General features: G+C 57.8%; 18 protein-coding genes. 9 read left to right on the top strand and 9 right to left on the bottom strand.

Translation table 11 applies throughout. From position 1 onward, the window contains the following. Positions 1 to 404: 404 nt before the first annotated feature. The 6 genes from DU29_RS0123695 to DU29_RS1000000133610 all read left to right on the top strand — a co-directional run bounded on the left by DU29_RS0123695 (position 405) and on the right by DU29_RS1000000133610 (position 3,532). Positions 405 to 755, top strand: coding sequence for a hypothetical protein (locus DU29_RS0123695; protein ID WP_028623946.1), 351 nt, complete (start codon positions 405 to 407; stop codon positions 753 to 755). Further along, positions 745 to 1,059, top strand: coding sequence for a helix-turn-helix domain-containing protein (locus DU29_RS0123690; RefSeq protein ID WP_028623945.1), 315 nt, complete (start codon positions 745 to 747; stop codon positions 1,057 to 1,059). The genes DU29_RS0123695 and DU29_RS0123690 overlap by 11 nt, the downstream gene beginning before the upstream one ends. A gap of 215 nt (positions 1,060 to 1,274) precedes the next feature. Next, complete coding sequence (locus tag DU29_RS0123685) at positions 1,275 to 2,471, top strand: colicin E3/pyocin S6 family cytotoxin (RefSeq protein WP_028623944.1); 1,197 nt, start codon at positions 1,275 to 1,277, stop codon at positions 2,469 to 2,471. Further along, the gene (locus tag DU29_RS0123680; protein WP_028623943.1) at positions 2,468 to 2,692 is read left to right on the top strand and encodes a hypothetical protein; all 225 of its coding nucleotides are present in this window, start codon (positions 2,468 to 2,470) and stop codon (positions 2,690 to 2,692) included. Before DU29_RS0123685 ends, DU29_RS0123680 begins: the two co-directional genes overlap by 4 nt. A gap of 72 nt (positions 2,693 to 2,764) precedes the next feature. After that, on the top strand, positions 2,765 to 3,019 hold the full coding sequence (locus DU29_RS0123675) for a colicin E3-like toxin immunity protein (RefSeq protein WP_028623942.1): 255 nt from the start codon (positions 2,765 to 2,767) through the stop codon (positions 3,017 to 3,019). Between the two features lie 12 nt (positions 3,020 to 3,031). Then, positions 3,032 to 3,532, top strand: coding sequence for a pyocin S6 family toxin immunity protein (locus DU29_RS1000000133610; RefSeq protein ID WP_328286354.1), 501 nt, complete (start codon positions 3,032 to 3,034; stop codon positions 3,530 to 3,532). Positions 3,533 to 3,598: 66 nt separating this feature from the next. Here DU29_RS1000000133610 and DU29_RS0123660 read toward each other — a convergent pair whose 3' ends face one another. Genes DU29_RS0123660 through DU29_RS0123635 form a run of 6 tightly spaced genes read right to left on the bottom strand, consistent with a single transcriptional unit; the run spans position 3,599 to position 9,538 of the window. Beyond that, a complete protein-coding gene (locus DU29_RS0123660) occupies positions 3,599 to 5,341 on the bottom strand; it encodes an ABC transporter substrate-binding protein (RefSeq protein ID WP_028623941.1) in 1,743 nt (580 codons plus the stop codon). A gap of 48 nt (positions 5,342 to 5,389) precedes the next feature. Then, positions 5,390 to 5,662: a DUF2160 domain-containing protein gene (locus DU29_RS0123655; RefSeq protein ID WP_028623940.1), complete on the bottom strand. Its 273-nt coding sequence runs from the start codon at positions 5,660 to 5,662 to the stop codon at positions 5,390 to 5,392. A 10-nt stretch (positions 5,663 to 5,672) separates the two neighbouring features. Beyond that, positions 5,673 to 6,473 (bottom strand): carbohydrate ABC transporter permease, encoded by an 801-nt coding sequence (locus DU29_RS0123650; protein WP_028623939.1) that lies wholly within the window; start codon positions 6,471 to 6,473, stop codon positions 5,673 to 5,675. A 10-nt stretch (positions 6,474 to 6,483) separates the two neighbouring features. After that, positions 6,484 to 7,350, bottom strand: coding sequence for a carbohydrate ABC transporter permease (locus DU29_RS0123645; RefSeq protein ID WP_028623938.1), 867 nt, complete (start codon positions 7,348 to 7,350; stop codon positions 6,484 to 6,486). Continuing rightward, on the bottom strand, positions 7,347 to 8,444 hold the full coding sequence (locus tag DU29_RS0123640; RefSeq protein WP_028623937.1) for an ABC transporter ATP-binding protein: 1,098 nt from the start codon (positions 8,442 to 8,444) through the stop codon (positions 7,347 to 7,349). The genes DU29_RS0123645 and DU29_RS0123640 overlap by 4 nt, the downstream gene beginning before the upstream one ends. After that, positions 8,444 to 9,538, bottom strand: coding sequence for an ABC transporter ATP-binding protein (locus tag DU29_RS0123635; protein WP_028623936.1), 1,095 nt, complete (start codon positions 9,536 to 9,538; stop codon positions 8,444 to 8,446). Before DU29_RS0123635 ends, DU29_RS0123640 begins: the two co-directional genes overlap by 1 nt. A gap of 362 nt (positions 9,539 to 9,900) precedes the next feature. Here DU29_RS0123635 and DU29_RS0123625 point away from each other — a divergent pair, with 362 nt between their 5' ends. After that, positions 9,901 to 11,736 carry a sigma-54-dependent Fis family transcriptional regulator gene (locus DU29_RS0123625; protein ID WP_028623935.1) on the top strand — a complete coding sequence of 612 codons (1,836 nt, stop codon included), beginning with the start codon at positions 9,901 to 9,903 and terminating at the stop codon, positions 11,734 to 11,736. Positions 11,737 to 11,931: 195 nt separating this feature from the next. Here the strand turns inward: DU29_RS0123625 and cysS are convergent, their stop codons facing one another. Further along, positions 11,932 to 13,314 carry a cysteine--tRNA ligase gene (gene cysS / locus DU29_RS0123620; RefSeq protein ID WP_028623934.1) on the bottom strand — a complete coding sequence of 461 codons (1,383 nt, stop codon included), beginning with the start codon at positions 13,312 to 13,314 and terminating at the stop codon, positions 11,932 to 11,934. 17 nt (positions 13,315 to 13,331) lie between these two features. Then, positions 13,332 to 15,029: a glutamine--tRNA ligase/YqeY domain fusion protein gene (locus tag DU29_RS0123615; protein WP_028623933.1), complete on the bottom strand. Its 1,698-nt coding sequence runs from the start codon at positions 15,027 to 15,029 to the stop codon at positions 13,332 to 13,334. 265 nt (positions 15,030 to 15,294) lie between these two features. On the opposite strand from DU29_RS0123615, the gene DU29_RS0123610 reads away from it, so the two are divergent. Both DU29_RS0123610 and lpxH read left to right on the top strand, forming a co-directional pair. Further along, positions 15,295 to 15,798, top strand: coding sequence for a peptidylprolyl isomerase (locus DU29_RS0123610; RefSeq protein ID WP_028623932.1), 504 nt, complete (start codon positions 15,295 to 15,297; stop codon positions 15,796 to 15,798). Continuing rightward, a complete protein-coding gene (gene lpxH / locus DU29_RS0123605) occupies positions 15,795 to 16,547 on the top strand; it encodes a UDP-2,3-diacylglucosamine diphosphatase (RefSeq protein WP_028623931.1) in 753 nt (250 codons plus the stop codon). Before DU29_RS0123610 ends, lpxH begins: the two co-directional genes overlap by 4 nt. Before the next feature lie 123 nt (positions 16,548 to 16,670). On the opposite strand, the gene DU29_RS0123600 is transcribed toward lpxH, so the two are convergent. Continuing rightward, the gene (locus DU29_RS0123600) at positions 16,671 to 18,200 is read right to left on the bottom strand and encodes a DHA2 family efflux MFS transporter permease subunit (protein ID WP_028623930.1); all 1,530 of its coding nucleotides are present in this window, start codon (positions 18,198 to 18,200) and stop codon (positions 16,671 to 16,673) included. Positions 18,201 to 18,453 lie beyond the last annotated feature (253 nt).

The raw sequence follows: 18,453 nt of genomic DNA, 5'->3' as shown, positions 1-18,453 counted from the left end.
TGGATCAGCCGACATCGAAGCTGACTAATCCACCCACATCGCCAGCAGTTGCTGGCGATAGCGGCGACGGTAGTACCTAAAAACCTTTTTGTTGTTGTGCTTTCAACATCAAGAGATCGCAGCCTCGTTTCACTCGACAGCTCTTACTGGGAATGCATTGCAACGTAGGAGCTGTCGAGTGAAACGAGGCTGCGATCGTTTGATCTTAATGCTCTTCCCTCTTCTCTCCGCCCGCCCCATCCCCTTCCAAAACTACCGAAACTTCCAGCCCGACCTGTCGAATCGTCCTACAGGTGTTTTTACCCCCGGGAGCTACCGTTAAAAGCGGGGACGAAAAGGTTGGCCTCAAGGCCTTGACCGATTCGATTACAGAGACAAGACTATACGTAGGTAACGTACAGAAAATGGATGCTCTATTTATCGAATTACGTATGTTTCAGAAGCATCGAGACGATTATCTGGATGACGATCTGTTTCGCAGCTTTCAACTCGAGTTGCTGAAAAATCCCGAAGCGGGCGACTTGATTGAAGGGACCGGTGGGCTGCGCAAAATTCTCTTCAGCGACCAACGACGCAGTAAAGGCAAGCGCAGTGGCTTACGGGTGATTTATTACTGGTGGTCAGGCTTCAATCAGTTCTGGCTGTTCACCGTGTATGACAAAGACGAGCAGGACGATCTGTCGTCCGCCCAGAAAAAGCTCTTCAGACAAACGCTGGATAGAGAAATCAAAACGAGATCCCACTATGAAACGTGACATTTTTGCCGAACTGATGGATGGCCTGGATGCCCTGGCAGAGGAGCGCCAAGGCAAGATCACGCTGCGAACGCACAAGGTTCATTTGCCAGAACTGATGCCCATCACTGCCGAAGAATTGGTCGCCATCCGCAAACAGCTGAATCTCTCTCGCTCGGTGTTTGCCATGTATCTGCGCACCAATACCCGAACCCTGGAAAACTGGGAACAGGGACGGGCAACGCCTAATGCCCAGGCCACTACCCTTATTCGCCTGGTCGAACGCTTTCCGCAAACGATCGAAAATCTCGCGGCCCTGACTTGAGATAAACGAAAACGGCACCTCTCGGTGCCGTTCGCATTTCACATCAGCACTGTTTACTTTGCCGCCGCTTCCCACAATTTCGCTTCGACCTGACGCAAAAAATAGAAAACGCCTAGCACCATCCAAGACCCTTCCTACAGCCACCATTGACCTCGTTCGCTAATGTCGCGCAGCCCTCGTTGGGCACTGCCGATGGACGAAGGAAAAGATGATCAGTGGCTGGTAACAAGGATATACCGCGGATTCAAAATCCACCCTCTGGCGATGGACATCACATCACCAGTCGCCTCATGACCGCTACCGAGCTGGCAGAGCGTGATGCCAGACAAAACGCTCACGACGCCATGCTTGCAAGGCAACAGGCCTATGAGAACAGTCTTGTTGCACAGACAAAGAAGAAGGACGTCGTCAATAGAGGGTGTGTCTTCGCCAAGTCCTGCAACTTACCGGACGCCATTATCGATTATTCGTACCCGTCGGGAATGGTGCCGGTCGATAGCCTTAAGGATTACGGAGAAATTGCCTGGCTTGGCGCTCGCGAAGCGAACGGCTCCGGGCTGCTGGATCTGCAAAAGATCAGCGGCAACATCGCAGCCCTCGGCGTCGGCCGACTTGCGCTCCGCGCCCCGACAATTGGCGCTACAACCGTAGGCTCAGGCGCAGCCATCGGCGTCGCTGGTGCTACGGTGCTTGCCGGTATAGCCGCAGTGTTCTGGACGCCAAGTCTCGGCGATAGTGCGCTCTATTCCGAAGACCAACTGCGCGCCCTCAAACAAGCCCGCACCCGCGTTCGTCTGCACGTCGAGCAGCAAACCGATGGCAGTCTCAAGGGTTACGGCTTTTACACCGGTAAAAATCACGATTGGGAAATGGTCGATGTCGTGCAGTTTGCGTTGCGCGGCAACCAGCAAGTGGCTGATTTGGGCGACGGGGTCGAACTGATCTGGACCCCGGCCGTGGACGGCTCGGACATCCTGGGTATACCGGCGCTGCAAGCTGCACCACAGGCACCGCACATCTGGGTTTACCCGCCAACGGAAGTCGCCGGCAATATCATCGTTAACCCGATTTACCCGCCTGAGTACAAGGATTTCATTCTTGTGTTTCCCGTGGGGTCGGGGGTTAGGCCGGTTTATGTTGTGCTAAGCCTGCCTCAGCACGCCTACCATCAAAAACCTGATTTTCTTCCAGCTTTTCCAGACACTAGAAGGGCCACGCCCAAAACTCCGATTCAAGGCGGCGGGGGGTTACGCCCCCGCTGGAAGGACAGAAAAGGAACAATCTACGAATGGGACTCACAGCATGGGGCTGTGGAGAAGTACAACAAGCGCGGAAAACATCTTGGCGAGTTTAATCATGAAACGGGTGTCCAAAATAAACCTGCAGATCCAACGAGGACAGTAGAACCATGAAATTCATCGTTATGGGAGTTCCGGAAGGTGAGGACTTTCCTTCATTTGAAAAAGAGATCCCTATCGAGTTAACGGATCTCGCATTGATCATGGGTTGGAAGAATGAAGAAGACCCATTGCATGATTACTTGCTGACGGAACAACACATCACTGCAATAGAAAAAGCGTGTGTGATCGAACTGCCTAAAAATCTCGATTTTTTCCTGACTTCATACCATTAACGATTAACGAAAAAGGAGCGCCCAAGCGCTCCACCGGAAAGAGCTTACACAATGGTACACACGGGGTGTTGTATGGGGCTAAAAATCAGTTTGGAGTGGTACGACAAAAAATCCGAGTTGGGCGTCGGGGAGGAGATGTCACAAGATTTTGGCGAGGACCCCATCGTATTGGAGACACTAGGCATCCCCATCGAGAACAACATAAACAATGGGGGATTTAATGTCGAAGAAGGTTGGATCGTTCATCTTCAGCCTCATTTTCAGCATGCTATCGATCTGTCTGCCTACGACTATCAGGTCGCGTTTGACTATCGTGACGTCTGGTAACTCGAGGTAACAATGGGACTAAAAGTCAGGCTGAACTGGTACGACAAGAAAACGGAGATTGGCGTTGGCAAAGAATACTCCGCAGACCTCGGCGAGGACGGGTCGGTGATCGATGCATTGGGGCTCATGGCGGAACCGGAGATATACGACGGAGGTTTTGACGCCCTGCCGGCGTGGATTCCTGACCTTCAGCCTCTGTTCAACCATCAAATCGAACCTGCCGCTTTTGATTACCAGGTCGCCTTCAGGTATCGGCAGGTATGGCGCGACCTATCCATCACCGGTTTCTATCCAGACGAAAAGCAGGACGACTCATTGCAGTTTGAGTTGACGATAACGAGCCTCGCGTTAAATCAGGCACTGGCTCAACTGACTGAATCAAAATCTTTAGAAGAACTAGAACCGGGCGAGCTTGAGTTGACAGCGGCTCAGATCGCGCGAATATCAGAATTCCTAAAGGTGAAGCTCCCCCAAGATCTGGAATACTTCATCGGTCCCCGTGCTTCACCCTGACTTCAAACACATATCAGACGAAAAACGGCACCTCCCGGTGCCGTTTGCGTTTCATAGTTCAGCTACTTACTTACGCGCCGCCTCCCACGACTTCAGCAGCTCTGCATAACCCACGGTTTCACCCTTCGGCTTCTCATTAGCCAACTTAGGCTTCGGCGCACCCGGTTGATCGAACCAGTACTGCGCGTCCCGCTCAGGATTCATTTTCGGCGCACAGGTCGCTTGCGCTTTTGAACGTTCCAAACGCGTCATGATTGCGTCCTGATCCTTGGCCAAACCATCAAGTGCCTCTTGCGGCGTTTTCTCGCCGCTGGCCGCTTCGGCGATGTGGCTCCACCACAGTTGCGCCAGACGCGGGTAGTCCGGCACGTTGGTCCCGGTCGGGGTCCATTGCACACGGGCGGGGCTGCGATAGAACTCGACCAGGCCACCGAGTTTCGGCGCGAGGTCGGTCATGGCTTGCGAGTTGATGTCCGACTCGCGGATCGGTGTCAGGCCGACGATGGTTTTCTTCAGCGATACAGTTTTCGAGGTGACAAACTGCGCATACAACCAGGCTGCGAGTTTCTGTTTTTCAGGCGTGGATTTGAGGAAGGTCCACGAGCCGGTGTCCTGATAGCCGAGCTTCATGCCCTCTTCCCAATACGGCCCTTTCGGCGATGGTGCCATGCGCCACTTTGGCGTGCCGTCGGCATTCATCACTGGCAGACCCGGTTTGGTCATGTCGGCGGTGAACGCGGTGTACCAGAAGATCTGCTGGGCGATGTTGCCCTGTGACGGCACCGGACCGGATTCGGAGAAGGTCATGCCCGCCGCTTCCGGTGGCGCGTATTTCTTCATCCATTCGACGTATTTGGTGGTCGCGTAGACGGCCGCCGGGCCGTTGGTGTCGCCGCCACGGGTGACGCTGGAACCGACCGGATGGCAGTTCTCGACGCGAATCCCCCACTCGTCCACCGGCAAACCGTTGGGCAAACCTTTATCGCCGCCCCCTGCCATCGAGAACCAGGCATCGGTGAAACGCCAGCCCAGCGACGGGTCCTTCTTGCCGTAATCCATGTGACCGTAAACACGCTTGCCGTCGATTTCCTTGACGTCTTCGCTGAAGAATTTGGCGATGTCTTCATAGGCCGACCAGTTCACCGGTACGCCCAGCTCGTAGCCGTATTTTTCCTTGAACTTGGCTTTCAGGTCGGCGCGTTCAAACCAGTCGGCACGGAACCAGTACAGGTTGGCAAACTGTTGGTCGGGCAGTTGATAGATCTTGCCGTCTGGCGCGGTGGTGAACGAGATACCGATGAAGTCCTTGAGGTCTAGGGTCGGCGAGGTGAAGTTCTTGCCCTCGTTGGCCATCATGTCGGTGATCGATTCGGTCTTGCCGTAACGAAGGTGTGTACCGATCAAATCCGAGTCGTTGACCCAGCCGTCATAGATGTTCTTGTCCGACTGCATCTGCGTCTGCAGCTTCTCCACCACGTCGCCTTCCTGCAGAAGGTCGTGAGTGAGCTTGATCCCGGTGATTTCGCTGAACGCCTTGGCCAGCACCTTGGATTCGTACTCGTGCGTGGCGATGGTTTCCGACACCACGTTGATCTTCATGCCGCGAAACGGCTCGGCGGCCTTGATAAACCATTTGAGTTCTTCGAGCTGCTGTTCCGCCGTCAGGGTGGACGGCTTGAACTCACTGCCGATCCATTTTTTCGCGGCGTCTTCATAGGCATCGGCCCAGGCCGAAGCGCTCAGCCCGCTCATCGCGAATATGGCTGCCAATGAAATGCTATGTCGCAGCTTATTGTTTTTGTCGAACATAGAGACCTCCTGTTTAAGTTTCGGAGCAACGTTGCCGATCGGTGTCGACTAGCCCCAACGCATCACAGCCAACAGCCACACCAGGGATATCGCGAACGCGACCCAGATGCTCCAGTCGGTGGCGCCGATTACCAGCAAATGCAGGTAGGCGCTGCCGAGAAGACCGATAAACAGCCGATCGCCACGGGTGGTGGCAATCGGCAGGAAACCTCGCCGGGGAATGCTTGGCGAACGCAATTCCCACGTCGTCATGCCCACCAGAATCAGGGCGATCACGCCAAAAAACGCCGCCGTCGGGGCGGTCCAGTTCATCCATTCCATCATCAGTTCCTCATACCCGGCCCAAGGCAAAGCCTTTGGCCACGTGGTTGCGAACAAACCAGATCACCAGCACACCGGGCAAAATCGTCAGCACCCCAGCCGCTGCCAGCACGCCCCAGTCGATGCCCGACGCCGAGACCGTGCGGGTCATGACCGCCGCGATCGGTTTGGCATTGACTGACGTCAGGGTTCGCGCCAGCAACAATTCGACCCAGGAAAACATGAAGCAGAAAAATGCCGTGACACCAATGCCCGAGCCAATCAACGGGACGAAAATCTTTACGAAGAACTTGGGAAAACTGTAGCCGTCGATGTAGGCCGTTTCGTCGATTTCTTTCGGCACGCCGGACATGAACCCTTCGAGAATCCAAACCGCCAACGGCACGTTGAACAGGCAGTGGGCCAACGCTACCGCGATGTGCGTATCAAACAGCCCGATCGAGGAATACAGCTGGAAAAACGGCAGCAAGAACACCGCCGGTGGCGCCATGCGGTTGGTCAGCAACCAGAAGAACAGGTGCTTGTCCCCCAGGAAACGATAGCGCGAAAACGCGTACGCTGCCGGCAACGCCACGCTCAACGAGATGACCGTGTTCAGGCTCACGTAATACAGTGAGTTGAGGTAACCGGTGTACCAGGCCGGATCGGTGAAGATCACCTTGTAATTGGCCAAGGTAAAATCCTGCGGAAACAGCGTCAGTCCGCTGAGGATTTCGGTGTTGCTCTTGAAGGACATGTTCAACAGCCAGTAGATCGGCACCAGCAGGAACAGGATGTAGATCAGCAGTGGAATCAGCTTCTTCAAACTCATGGCGCAGCCCTCAGCGGTTGGCGTCTGAGTGAGTCATGGCGGTATAAAACAGCCAGGACACCAACAGAATGATCAGGAAATACACCAGCGAAAATGCCGCCGCCGGGCCAAGGTCGAACTGCCCGATGGCCATTTGCGTGAGGGTCTGGCTGAGGAACGTCGTGGCATTCCCCGGCCCGCCACCCGTGAGCACGAACGGTTCGGTGTAAATCATGAAACTGTCCATGAAGCGCAACATCACCGCGATTAGCAGCACGCTTTTGAGCTTGGGCAGCTGAATGTGCCGGAACACCGCCCAGGCCGATGCCCGATCAATCCGAGCGGCCTGGTAGTACACGTCCGGAATGGCGCGCAACCCGGAGAAACACAACAGCGCCACCAACGAGGTCCAGTGCCACACGTCCATCACCAGCACGGTGACCCAGGCGTCCATGGTGTTCGCCGCATAGTTATAGCTGATGCCCATCGCATTGAGGCTCGAGCCGAGCAGGCCGATGTCGGCGCGGCCGAAAATCTGCCAGATCGTGCCGACGACGTTCCATGGGATCAGCAACGGAATCGCCAGAATGATCAGTACCAGCGACGACCAGCGGCCTTTGGTCGGCATGGTCAGGGCGATGGCGATGCCCAGCGGAATTTCGATCAGCAGCACGCAGCCGGAATAGATGAACTGACGCAGCAGCGAGTCATGCAGACGCGGATCGAGCAACACCTGCCGATACCAGTCGGCACCGACGAAGTAGCGACTGGATTGGTCAAAGATGTCCTGCACCGAGTAGTTGACCACGGTCATCATCGGGATCACCGCACTGAATGCCACCAGCAGAAATACCGGCAACACCAGCCACCAGGCTTTGTTGTTCTGCACCTTGTTCATGGCTGCGCCTCCAGCAGGTAATCATCGGCATAAACCATCAACCACTGCGCCGGAAAACTGATGTACGCCGTGCCTTCCGGCACTGGCTTGTCTTCCGCCAACCGCACTTTGAGCGGTGCGCCGTCGAGATTCAGGGTCATGATCTTGTAGGTGCCGAGGTCTTCGACGTGTATGACGTGTGCCTGCATGGCGTCATCGAAGGGCTCGTCCCACACGTGAACAAACTCCGGGCGAATGCCGACCTTCAGGGTTTTCCATGTCGTATCGGCGATTCGTCGCTGTTGCGCGTCGGACAGCGGCAGATGGGTAGCAGCGAAACCGACACCGCCGGGTTGCGGTTGAACCTCGATCAGATTCATCCCTGGACTGCCAATGAAATAGCCGACGAACGTGTGGCTCGGGCGCTCGAACAATTCCCGTGGCGTGCCGAACTGCACGATCTGGCCGCCGTACATCACCGCGATCTTGTCGGCGAACGTCGACGCTTCGAGCTGATCGTGGGTGACGTAGACCATGGTGATGTTGAATTGCTCGTGGATCTGCTTGAGCTTGCGCCGCAGTTTCCACTTCAGGTGCGGGTCGATCACGGTCAGCGGTTCGTCAAACAGGATCGCCGAGACGTCGTCGCGCACCAGTCCGCGGCCCATGGAAACTTTCTGCTTTTCATCGGCGGTCAGATTGCGCGCCTTCTTGCTCAGCAGCGGCTGAAGGTCGAGCACCTCGGCAATTTCCTGCACCTTGCTGTGAATTTTCGCCTCGGCCATGCCCTGATTTCGCAATGGGAAGGCCAGGTTGTCGAACACGGTCATGGTGTCGTAGACCACCGGAAACTGGAAAACCTGAGCGATGTTGCGCTTCTCCGGGGTCAGGTCGTTGACCACTTTGCTGTCGAACAGCACCTGACCCTGAGACGGGCTGAGCAATCCGGAAATGATGTTGAGCAAGGTCGACTTGCCGCAGCCCGATGGCCCGAGCAAGGCGTAGGCGCCGCCCTGCTCCCAGACGTGATCCATCTCGCGGATCGCGTAATCGTCGGGCCCGGTCGGTGTGCGGGTGTAACTGTGGGCGAGGTTCTGCAAGCGGATTTCGGCCATCAGGCAACCCTCGCGATGCGCCGACCGGGGGCCTGAACCAGCCGTCCCTGGGCATCGAACACAAACAGTTTATGGGTGGGGATGTAGATGCGAATCGGCGCATCGACGTCGTATTCGTGAACGCCGGGCAAGTGCAGCACCAGCAGAAAATGTTCGTTGCGCACATGCAAAAAGGTTTCTGAGCCGCTGATTTCGGCGACTTCCACGGTCACTGCCAGTTCCAGATCGTCGTCGTTGCTGGGCACCAGCGAAATATGGCTCGGGCGCACGCCAAAGCGGAACTCGCCCTCGCCGACCGGACGCAGGTCGACGTTCAACGGGAAGTGCACGAAGTTGGCGAAGCTCACTTCGTTGCCGGCAATGCGGCCTGGCATCAGGTTGATCGGCGGTTCGCTGAACAATTCTGCCGCCAGCACGGTTTGCGGCTGGTGATACACCTCGGACGACTTGCCGCTCTGGATCACCCGGCCCTCGTGAAGAATGGTCGTGGTGCCGCCCAGCGCCAGCGCTTCATTGGGTTCGGTGGTGGCGTAGATCGCAATGGTATGGCGCGCCTTGAACAGCTCGCGCATTTCCTGACGCAGTTCTTCGCGAAGCTTGTAGTCGAGGTTGACCAGTGGCTCGTCGAACAGGATCAGCTCGGCATCCTTCACCAGCGCCCGGGCCATCGCCGTGCGTTGTTGCTGCCCGCCGGAGAGCTCCAGCGGATGGCGCTGCAGAAACTTCTCGATGCGCAGCATTTTCGCGGTTTCCAGCACTTTGCTCTGGATCACCTCGTTGGACACGCCGCCCTGGCGCAACGGCGAGGCGATGTTTTCAAACACGGTCATGGTCGGGTAGTTGATGAACTGCTGGTAGACCATCGACACGTTGCGCAAACGCACCGGACGCTGGGTAACGTCAACGCCGTTCATCAGGATGCGCCCGCTGTCGGGCTTGTCCAGACCGGCCATCAGACGCATCAGGCTGGTCTTGCCCGACAGCGTGCGGCCGAGCAAGACGTTGAACGATCCGGGTTCGAAATTCAGGCAGGCATCGTCGATCCAGGTCTGGCCCTCGACGGTGCGGCTGACGTGCTCCAGGGTGAGTGACATGGCTCGGCCTTTTTATTATTGGGAGTCAAGCAACCTGGATCACAGAGCGACATTCGTGCCAGAAATGGCAAGTCTCTGATCTGCTTCGAAATTGTCTGGTTTGCAGGGAAAACGGCGTTCGCTGCTGAACAGAAATGAACAACCGCGACTGAACAACTGAACACTGCGCCGGTTGACAATGAACAATAGTGAACAACACTCTATGGACCGTTTACGGACCCTTGTAGGAGCCGGCTTGCTGGCGATGGCGATTTCGATGACGCCATCGCCAGCAAGCCGGCTCCTACAGAAATGCGGCGTGCCGTGGAACGATGTGTTGCGCAAAACCCATAAAAACAATAAAAGCTCAGAGATCGATTGCCATGGCCGCACCTGCCTTGCCGCTCTCCCACGACGCCATCATTCAGGACTCATGGTCGCGTTGCCGCGCATTTGGCCTCGATCATCAGAGCGCCCCGGCGTTCGATCAGCTCCCCGCCGCCGATATCGCGCAGTTACTCGAACGTCAGCAGTCATTGGTGCAAACCACGCACCAGGAAGTGCTGCCCTACTATGAAAACATCCTCAGCAATTCCAATTGCCTGATCATGCTCGCCGACAATCAGGGCCAGGTGCTGACCTCGTGGGGCACTCAACGCTTCATCGAGCCGGGCCTGACCCGTGGTTTCAGCGCTGGCGCGAGCTGGATGGAACGCTGCAGCGGCACCAACGCGATCGGCACCGCCCTCGCCTGCGAACAAGCGGTGCACATCGAACACGATGAACATTTTCTGAAAGCCAATCGCTTCATGACCGGTTCCGCCGCGCCGATCTTCGATGCCGAGCGCAAGGTGATTGCGGTACTGGACGTCTCCAGCGACAGCTACCTGCCGCCTTCGCACACCCTCGGCATGGTCAAAATGATGAGCCAGACCGTGGAGAATCGGCTGATCCTCAATCTGTTCCACGGCCAACATTTTCAACTGACGTTCAACACCGGGCTGAACAACCTCGACAGTCAGTGGGCGGGGTTACTGATTTTCGACGAAAGCGGCCAAGTGCTGTCCGCCAACCGCCGCGCCGATAATCTGCTGGGGATCAGCCTGTCGCGGGTCAGCGTTGAAAGCCTGTTCAAGGTCTCGCTGCTGGAATTGCTGAATCAGCCCGAAGGGTTGCCGTTTGCCCTGCAAGCGTCCGGACGCAACCGTTTCCAGTGCCTGCTCAAACGACCCAAGCAGGTGCCCATTCAGGCCCGGGTGTTCGCCGAACCGAGCGAGCCCGCGCCTGCCGCGATCAGCCTCAACTCGCTGCACTTTGGCGACAGCCGCGTGGAAAAAGCCGTGCGTCAGGCCGAGCGCCTGCTCGAGAAGGACATTCCGCTGCTGATCCACGGGGAAACCGGAGTCGGCAAGGAAGTGTTCGTCAAAGCCCTGCACCAGGCCAGCTCGCGCAGCAAACAGCCGTTTATCGCTGTTAACTGCGCGGCCATCCCCGCCGAACTGGTGGAATCCGAACTGTTTGGCTACGAGAAAGGCGCGTTCACCGGCGCCAATCAGAAAGGCAGCATCGGCCTGATTCGCAAGGCTGACAAAGGCACGCTGTTTCTGGATGAAATCGGTGACATGCCGCTGCCGACCCAGGCGCGGTTGCTGCGGGTTTTACAGGAGCGCTGCGTGCAGCCGGTGGGCAGCAGTGAACTGTTTGCGGTCGACCTCCGCATCATCTCGGCGACCAACCGCGCGTTGCGCGAGCAGGTTCAGTTGGGACGTTTCCGTGAGGACCTGTATTACCGGATCGGCGGCTTGACCCTTGAGCTGCCGCCATTACGCGAACGCACGGATAAACAGGCGTTGTTCAAACGCATCTGGGAACAGCACCGGGAACCCGCGCAGTGGGCGGGGTTGAGTCGTGAAGTGATGGACTTGTTCAGCCGTCATCCATGGCCGGGCAATTTAAGACAGGTCAGCAGCGTCATGCAGGTGGCGTTGGCGATGGCCGAGGAACAGCCGGTGCGGCCAGAGCATTTGCCGGATGATTTTTTTGTCGATCTGGAGATGGAGCCGGTGGATTCGCCGGAGCCGATAGCAATGGATTTGAATGATGCCGAGGATTTGAATCGGCAGTTGCAAGCGGCTGGGGGGAATATTTCGCACTTGGCCCGCAGGCTGGGGGTTAGTCGGAATACGCTTTACAAGCGGTTGCGCCAGTCGGATAGCTGACCGCTGCGCGGCCAATCGCGAGCAGGCTCGCTCCTACAGGGAGAACTGCGTCGTACACAAAACTCAAACATTACGAAGATCCCTGTGGGAGTGAGCCTGCTCGCGATGGCGTCGGTCGGGGCACCGCGGTATTTTCGTCCCTGCGCATAAAAAAACCCGCACAAGGCGGGTTTTGGTTTGTAACGACTACAGCAGTCAGTCAGCCAATCGCCAGGTCGTGCCGCCCTTCCCGTCTTCCAGCACCACGCCCATCGCCGTCAACTGGTCGCGGATACGGTCGGACTCAGCCCAGTCCTTACCGGCCCGAGCCGCCAGACGCGCAGCAATCAGCGCATCCACCTCAGCCGCATCCACCCGGCCTTCAGCACCGGCCTGGAGGAAGTCATCGGCTTCCAGCTGCAACACGCCCAGCACGCTGGCGAGTTCCTTCAAGCGCGCCGCCAGAGCCGCCGCCGCATCAAGATCGCTCTCGCGCAGACGGTTGATCTCACGCACCATCTCGAACAGCACCGCGCAGGCTTCGGGCGTGCCGAAGTCGTCGTTCATCACCTGGGTGAAGCGCTCGACGAACGCCTCGCCACCGGCCGGCGCCACCGTCGGCAAGCCTTTCAACGCATGGTAGAAACGCTCGAGTGCTCCCTTGGCGTCCTTGAGGTTGTCTTCCGAGTAGTTGATCGCGCTGCGGTAATGGCTCGACACCAGCAAGTAACGCACAACTTCGGGGTGATACTTTTCCAGCACGTCGCGAATGGTGAAGAAGTTGTTCAGGGACTTGGACATCTTCTCGCCATTGATGCGAATCATCCCGCAATGCATCCACGCGTTGGCGTAGGTCTTGCCGGTGGCCGCTTCGCTCTGGGCGATTTCGTTTTCGTGGTGCGGGAACTCGAGGTCACTGCCGCCACCATGAATGTCGAAGGTCTCGCCGAGGCAGCAGGTCGACATCACCGAGCATTCGATGTGCCAGCCCGGACGCCCGTCGCCCCACGGCGAAGGCCAGCTCGGTTCGCCCGGCTTGGTCGCCTTCCACAGCACGAAGTCCAGCGGGTCCTGTTTCGACTCGTCGACTTCGATGCGCGCGCCGATGCGCAGGTCTTCGATCTTCTTGCGCGACAGCTTGCCGTAGCCCATGAACTTGGCGACGCGGTAGTACACGTCGCCATTGCCCGGAGCGTAAGCGTAACCCTTGTCGATCAGGGTCTGGATCATGCTCAGCATGCCGGGAATATGGTCCGTGGCGCGCGGTTCCATGTCCGGCTTGAGGATGTTGAGGCGCGCCTCGTCCTCGTGCATCGCGGTGATCATCCGCTCGGTGAGCGCGTCGAACGGCTCGCCGTTTTCCTTGGCCCGGTTGATGATCTTGTCTTCGATGTCGGTGATGTTGCGCACGTAGGTCAGGTTGTAACCGCTGAAGCGCAACCAGCGGGTCACCAGGTCGAACGCGACCATGCTGCGGCCGTGGCCGATGTGGCAGTAGTCGTACACGGTCATCCCGCAAACGTACATGCGCACATTGTTGCCATCCAGCGGCTTGAAGACTTCTTTGCTCTTGGTGAGCGTGTTGTAGATCGAAAGCACTTTAGAGGTTCCTTGAATCACTGGCCCCACGAATCACGCAAGGTCACGGTACGGTTGAACACCGGACGACCTGGTTTCGAGTCCTTAATATCCGCGCAGAAGTAACCTTCGCGCTCGAACTGGAAACGGTCTTCCGGCTGTGCATTGCCCAGCGAGGGTTCAGCACGACAACCGGTCAGCACTTGCAGCGAGTCAGGGTTGATGTTGTCCAGGAAACTGGCGCTGTCTTCAGCTTTCTCAGGGTTCGGCGAACGGAACAGGCGATCGTACAAACGCACTTCGCACTCGACGCTTTCAGCCGCCGGCACCCAATGCACAACGCCTTTGACCTTGCGCCCTTCAGGGTTCTTGCCGAGGGTTTCCGGGTCGTAGGAGCAACGCAGCTCGACGATGTTGCCGTCGGCGTCCTTGATCGCTTCGTCAGCACGGATCACGTAGCTGCCGCGCAAACGCACTTCGCCATTCGGCTCCAGGCGCTTGTAGCCTTTCGGCGGCTCTTCCATGAAGTCGTCACGGTCGATGTAGATTTCACGGGCGAACGGCAGCGCGCGCATGCCCATGTCTTCTTTCGGGTGGCATGGCAGTTCGAGATTTTCGACCTGACCTTCCGGGTAGTTGGTGATCACGACTTTCAGCGGACGCAGCACGCACATGGCGCGCGGGGCGCTGTGGTCGAGGTCGTCGCGGATGCTGAATTCGAGCATGCCGAAGTCGACCACGCCGTCGGAACGGTTGGTACCCACCATGTCGCAGAAGTTGCGGATCGATTTCGGCGTGTAGCCACGGCGGCGGAAGCCGGACAGCGTGGACATGCGCGGGTCGTCCCAGCCGTGAACGTGCTTTTCATCGACCAGTTGCTTGAGCTTGCGCTTGCTGGTGATCGTGTAGTTCAGGTTGAGGCGGCTGAATTCGTACTGGCGCGGGTTCGCCGGGACCGGCAAGTTCTCGAGGAACCACTCGTACAGCGGACGATGGCTTTCGAACTCCAGGGTGCAGATCGAGTGGGTGATGCCTTCAATGGCGTCCGACTGACCGTGGGTGAAATCGTAGTTCGGGTAAATGCACCACTTGTCGCCCGTCTGGTGGTGATGTGCGTGACGGATGCGGTACATGATCGGGTCGCGCAGGTTCATGTTCGGCGAGGCCATGTCGATCTTCGCCCGCAGCACGCGAGCGCCGTCCGGGAATTCGCCGGCACGCATGCGGGCGAACCAGTCGAGGTTTTCTTCCACGGAGCGATCACGGAACGGGCTGTTCTTGCCCGGCTCGGTCAACGAACCACGGTATTCCTTGGCCTGCTCCGGGCTGAGGTCGTCCACATAAGCCTTGCCGGCCTTGATCAGCTCGACGGCCCAATCGTGCAACTGGTCGAAATACTGCGAGGCGTAGCGCACTTCGCCGGACCATTCGAAGCCCAGCCATTTGACGTCGCTTTCGATCGCGTCGATGTATTCCTGGTCTTCCTTGGCCGGGTTGGTGTCGTCGAAACGCAGGTGCGTGACGCCGCCGAATTCCTCGGCCAGACCGAAGTTCACACAGATCGACTTGGCGTGACCGATGTGCAGGTAGCCGTTGGGCTCTGGCGGGAAACGGGTGACGATCTGCGTGTGCTTACCCGAGTCCAGGTCCGCCTGGATGATCGGGCGCAGGAAATTGACCGGCACGGCAGGGCCGGTCTTGGCATTCGAGGTAGGGTCGACAGTGGGCTTGCTCATAGGATCCTTGAACGTACAAGTGCGCGGCCGGAAGACAGCCTGACAAAACAAAGCCGCTATCATAGCCGATGCCGTCAAGGCGCTGACAGAGCAGGCCCTAAATCAGCTGCGTTTAATGCACCTGTTTTGAAAAACAGCCTCGAAATTAACGCCTGTCGCGCTAAACTGCGCACTTCGGCTGCTGCTGGCCGGACCGGTTAGAGGCCCAAACGCCTCCAAACCCACGAATTCATTGAACACGCTTCTCCATAAAAGAGTACCGATCATGACCCAAGTCAAACTGACCACCAACCACGGCGACATCGTCCTGGAACTGAACGCTGAAAAGGCACCGCTGACCGTTGCCAACTTCATCGAGTACGTCAAAGCCGGTCACTACGAAAACACGGTTTTCCACCGTGTTATCGGTAACTTCATGGTCCAGGGCGGCGGTTTCGAGCCTGGCATGAAAGAAAAGAAAGACAAGCGCCCAAGCATCCAGAACGAAGCCGACAACGGCCTGCCGAACGACAAATACACCGTTGCCATGGCCCGCACCATGGAGCCGCATTCGGCGTCCGCGCAGTTCTTCATCAACGTCGCTGACAACAGCTTCCTCAACCACAGCGCCAAGACCACTCAGGGCTGGGGCTACGCTGTGTTCGCCAAAGTGGTTTCCGGCACTGAAGTTGTCGACAAGATTAAAGGCGTTGCCACCACTTCCAAGGCTGGCCATCAGGATGTACCTGCAGAAGACGTGATCATCGAGAAAGCCGAGATCATTGAGTGATACTGCTGATTTCAGATTTGCATCTGGAAGAGGAGCGCCCGGACATTACCCGGGCGTTTCTGGATTTGCTCGCCGGACGCGCCCGTTCGGCGAGTGCACTTTATATCCTCGGTGACTTTTTCGAAGCGTGGATTGGCGACGACGCCATGACACCTTTTCAGCGCTCCATCTGCCAGGCCCTGCGCACGCTCAGCGACAGCGGCACGGCGATTTTTCTGATGCACGGCAATCGCGACTTCATGCTCGGCCAGGCCTTTTGCAAACAGGCCGGCTGTACCCTGCTGAAGGACCCCAGTGTCGTGCAGTTTTACGGCGAGCCAGTGCTGTTGATGCACGGTGACAGCCTGTGCACCCGCGACGAGGCTTACATGAAGCTGCGTCGCTATCTGCGGAATCCCGTCACCCTGTTCATTTTGCGCCATCTTCCGCTGGGCACCCGGCATAAGCTGGCGCGCAAGTTGCGCAGCGAAAGCCGTGCGCAGACGCGGATGAAAGCCAATGACATCGTCGATGTCACGCCGGAAGAAGTGCCGCGGCTCATGCAGGCATTTGGTGTGAAAACCCTGATTCATGGGCATACCCATCGACCGGCGATTCACAAGTTGCAGATTGGCGAACAGGCGGCCCGGCGGATTGTGTTGGGCGATTGGGATCGTCAGGGCTGGGCGTTGCAGGTGGATGAGCAGGGATTTGCGCTGGCCCCGTTCGACTTCGCGCCGCCAGCGCAGTTGGCAGCCCCCGCAAACTAACCGCCGAACACAAATCCTCTGTAGGAGCCGGCTTGCTGGCGATAGCGGCCTTTCAGTCAATAAAGTTGTTGAATGATAAACCGCCATCGCCAGCAAGCCGGCTCCTACAGAAATGAGTTGCGCTTAATGACCGCTGGCCGCAGGCCCCGCCTTCGCCGCAAACGGCGGTTTGGCCAGCCAAACGATCACGATCAACCCCATGAATGCCCAACCGAGCAGCGTGAAGTAGTCGACGGTCGATAGCATGTAGGCCTGGCTCGTCAGCACATGATCGAGCTGCGCATACGCCGGATTAGCCGGGCCGCCCAGCGCATTCAGCGCCTCGCGGGTGGCCGGCTCATAAGTGCTGATGCTTTCGCTCATGTAGGCATGATGCTGATCTGCCCGGCGAATCCAGATCCACGTGGTCAGCGATGCCGCGAAACTCCCGCCCAGCGTCCGCAGAAACGTCGCCAACCCCGCGCCATCGGCAATCTGGCTCGGTGGCAGGTCCGACATCAGAATGCTCAGGGTCGGCATGAAGAACAGTGCCACGCCAATGCCCATGAACAATTGCACCAGAGCGATGTGCTGGAAGTCCACCTCGTTGGTGAAACCGGCGCGCATGAAGCAGCTCAAGCCAATCGCCAGAAACGCTAGCCCGGCCAGCAAACGCAGGTCGAACTTGTGCGCGTACTTGCCCACGAACGGCGACAGGATCACCGGCAGAATCCCGATCGGCGCGACGGCCAGACCGGCCCAGGTCGCGGTGTAGCCCATCTGCGTTTGCAGCCACTGCGGCAGGATCAGGTTGATGCCGAAGAACCCGGCATAGCCCAACACCAGCACAATCGTGCCGATGCGAAAGTTGCGATGGGCGAACAGCCGCAGATTGACCACCGGGTGCTGATCGGTCATTTCCCAGATCACAAACACTGCCAGCGCGATCACCGATATCGCTGCACCACCGATAATGAAATTCGACTCGAACCAGTCCAGGTCATTGCCCTTGTCGAGGATCACCTGCAACGCGCCGACGCCGATGATCAGGGTGATCAAACCGACGTAATCCATCGGCTGATAACTCGTCACCACTGGCCGCGCCTTGAGTTGCTGGCGCACTACCATCACCGCAAAAATCCCGATCGGCACGTTGATGAAGAAAATCCACGGCCAGCTGTAACTGTCAGTGATCCAGCCGCCCAGAATGGGCCCGGCAATCGGCGCCACCACCGTGACCATCGCCAGCAATGCCAGGGCCATGCCGCGCTTCGCCGGGGGATAGACCGCGATCAGCAGCGTCTGCGTCATCGGGTACAACGGGCCGGCCACCAGCCCCTGAAGCACGCGAAAACCGATCAGTTCCGGCATCGAGGTGGAAATGCCGCAGAGAAACGACGCGATCACGAACAGAATGGTCGCCCACAGGAACAGCTTCACTTCGCCGAAACGCCGACTGAGCCAGCCGGTCAACGGCAGCGCAATCGCATTACTCACAGCGAAAGAGGTGATGACCCAGGTGCCCTGCTCCGAACTGACGCCCAGGTTGCCGGAAATCGTCGGCAAGGCAACGTTGGCAATGGTGGTGTCGAGCACCTGCATGAACGTCGCCAGTGACAGGCCGATGGTGCTGAGCAGCAGACTGGGCGGCGTGAATGATGCGTTATTGCTCATCGCGGATCCTTTGAAACATGGTTGGCGCTACACCGGATACCCTGGGGCAACGAGCCTCTTTGGTGAGCATGCTTTTGTACATGGAGCATGCTTTCGTGGTGGAGGTAGCTTTTGTGGTGGAGCCTGCTTTTGTGATTGAGCATGCTTTTGTAGTGGAGCATGCTCTTGTGGCGAGGGAGCTTGCTCCCGCTCGGCTGCGAAGCAGTCGCAAAGTTTCAGGGGCCGCTTCGCGACCCAGCGGGAGCAAGCTCCC

This window comes from Pseudomonas sp. Ant30-3 (assembly GCF_000690905.1).
Classification (GTDB): domain Bacteria; phylum Pseudomonadota; class Gammaproteobacteria; order Pseudomonadales; family Pseudomonadaceae; genus Aquipseudomonas.
This window is presented reverse-complemented; position numbering and strand designations above follow the sequence as displayed.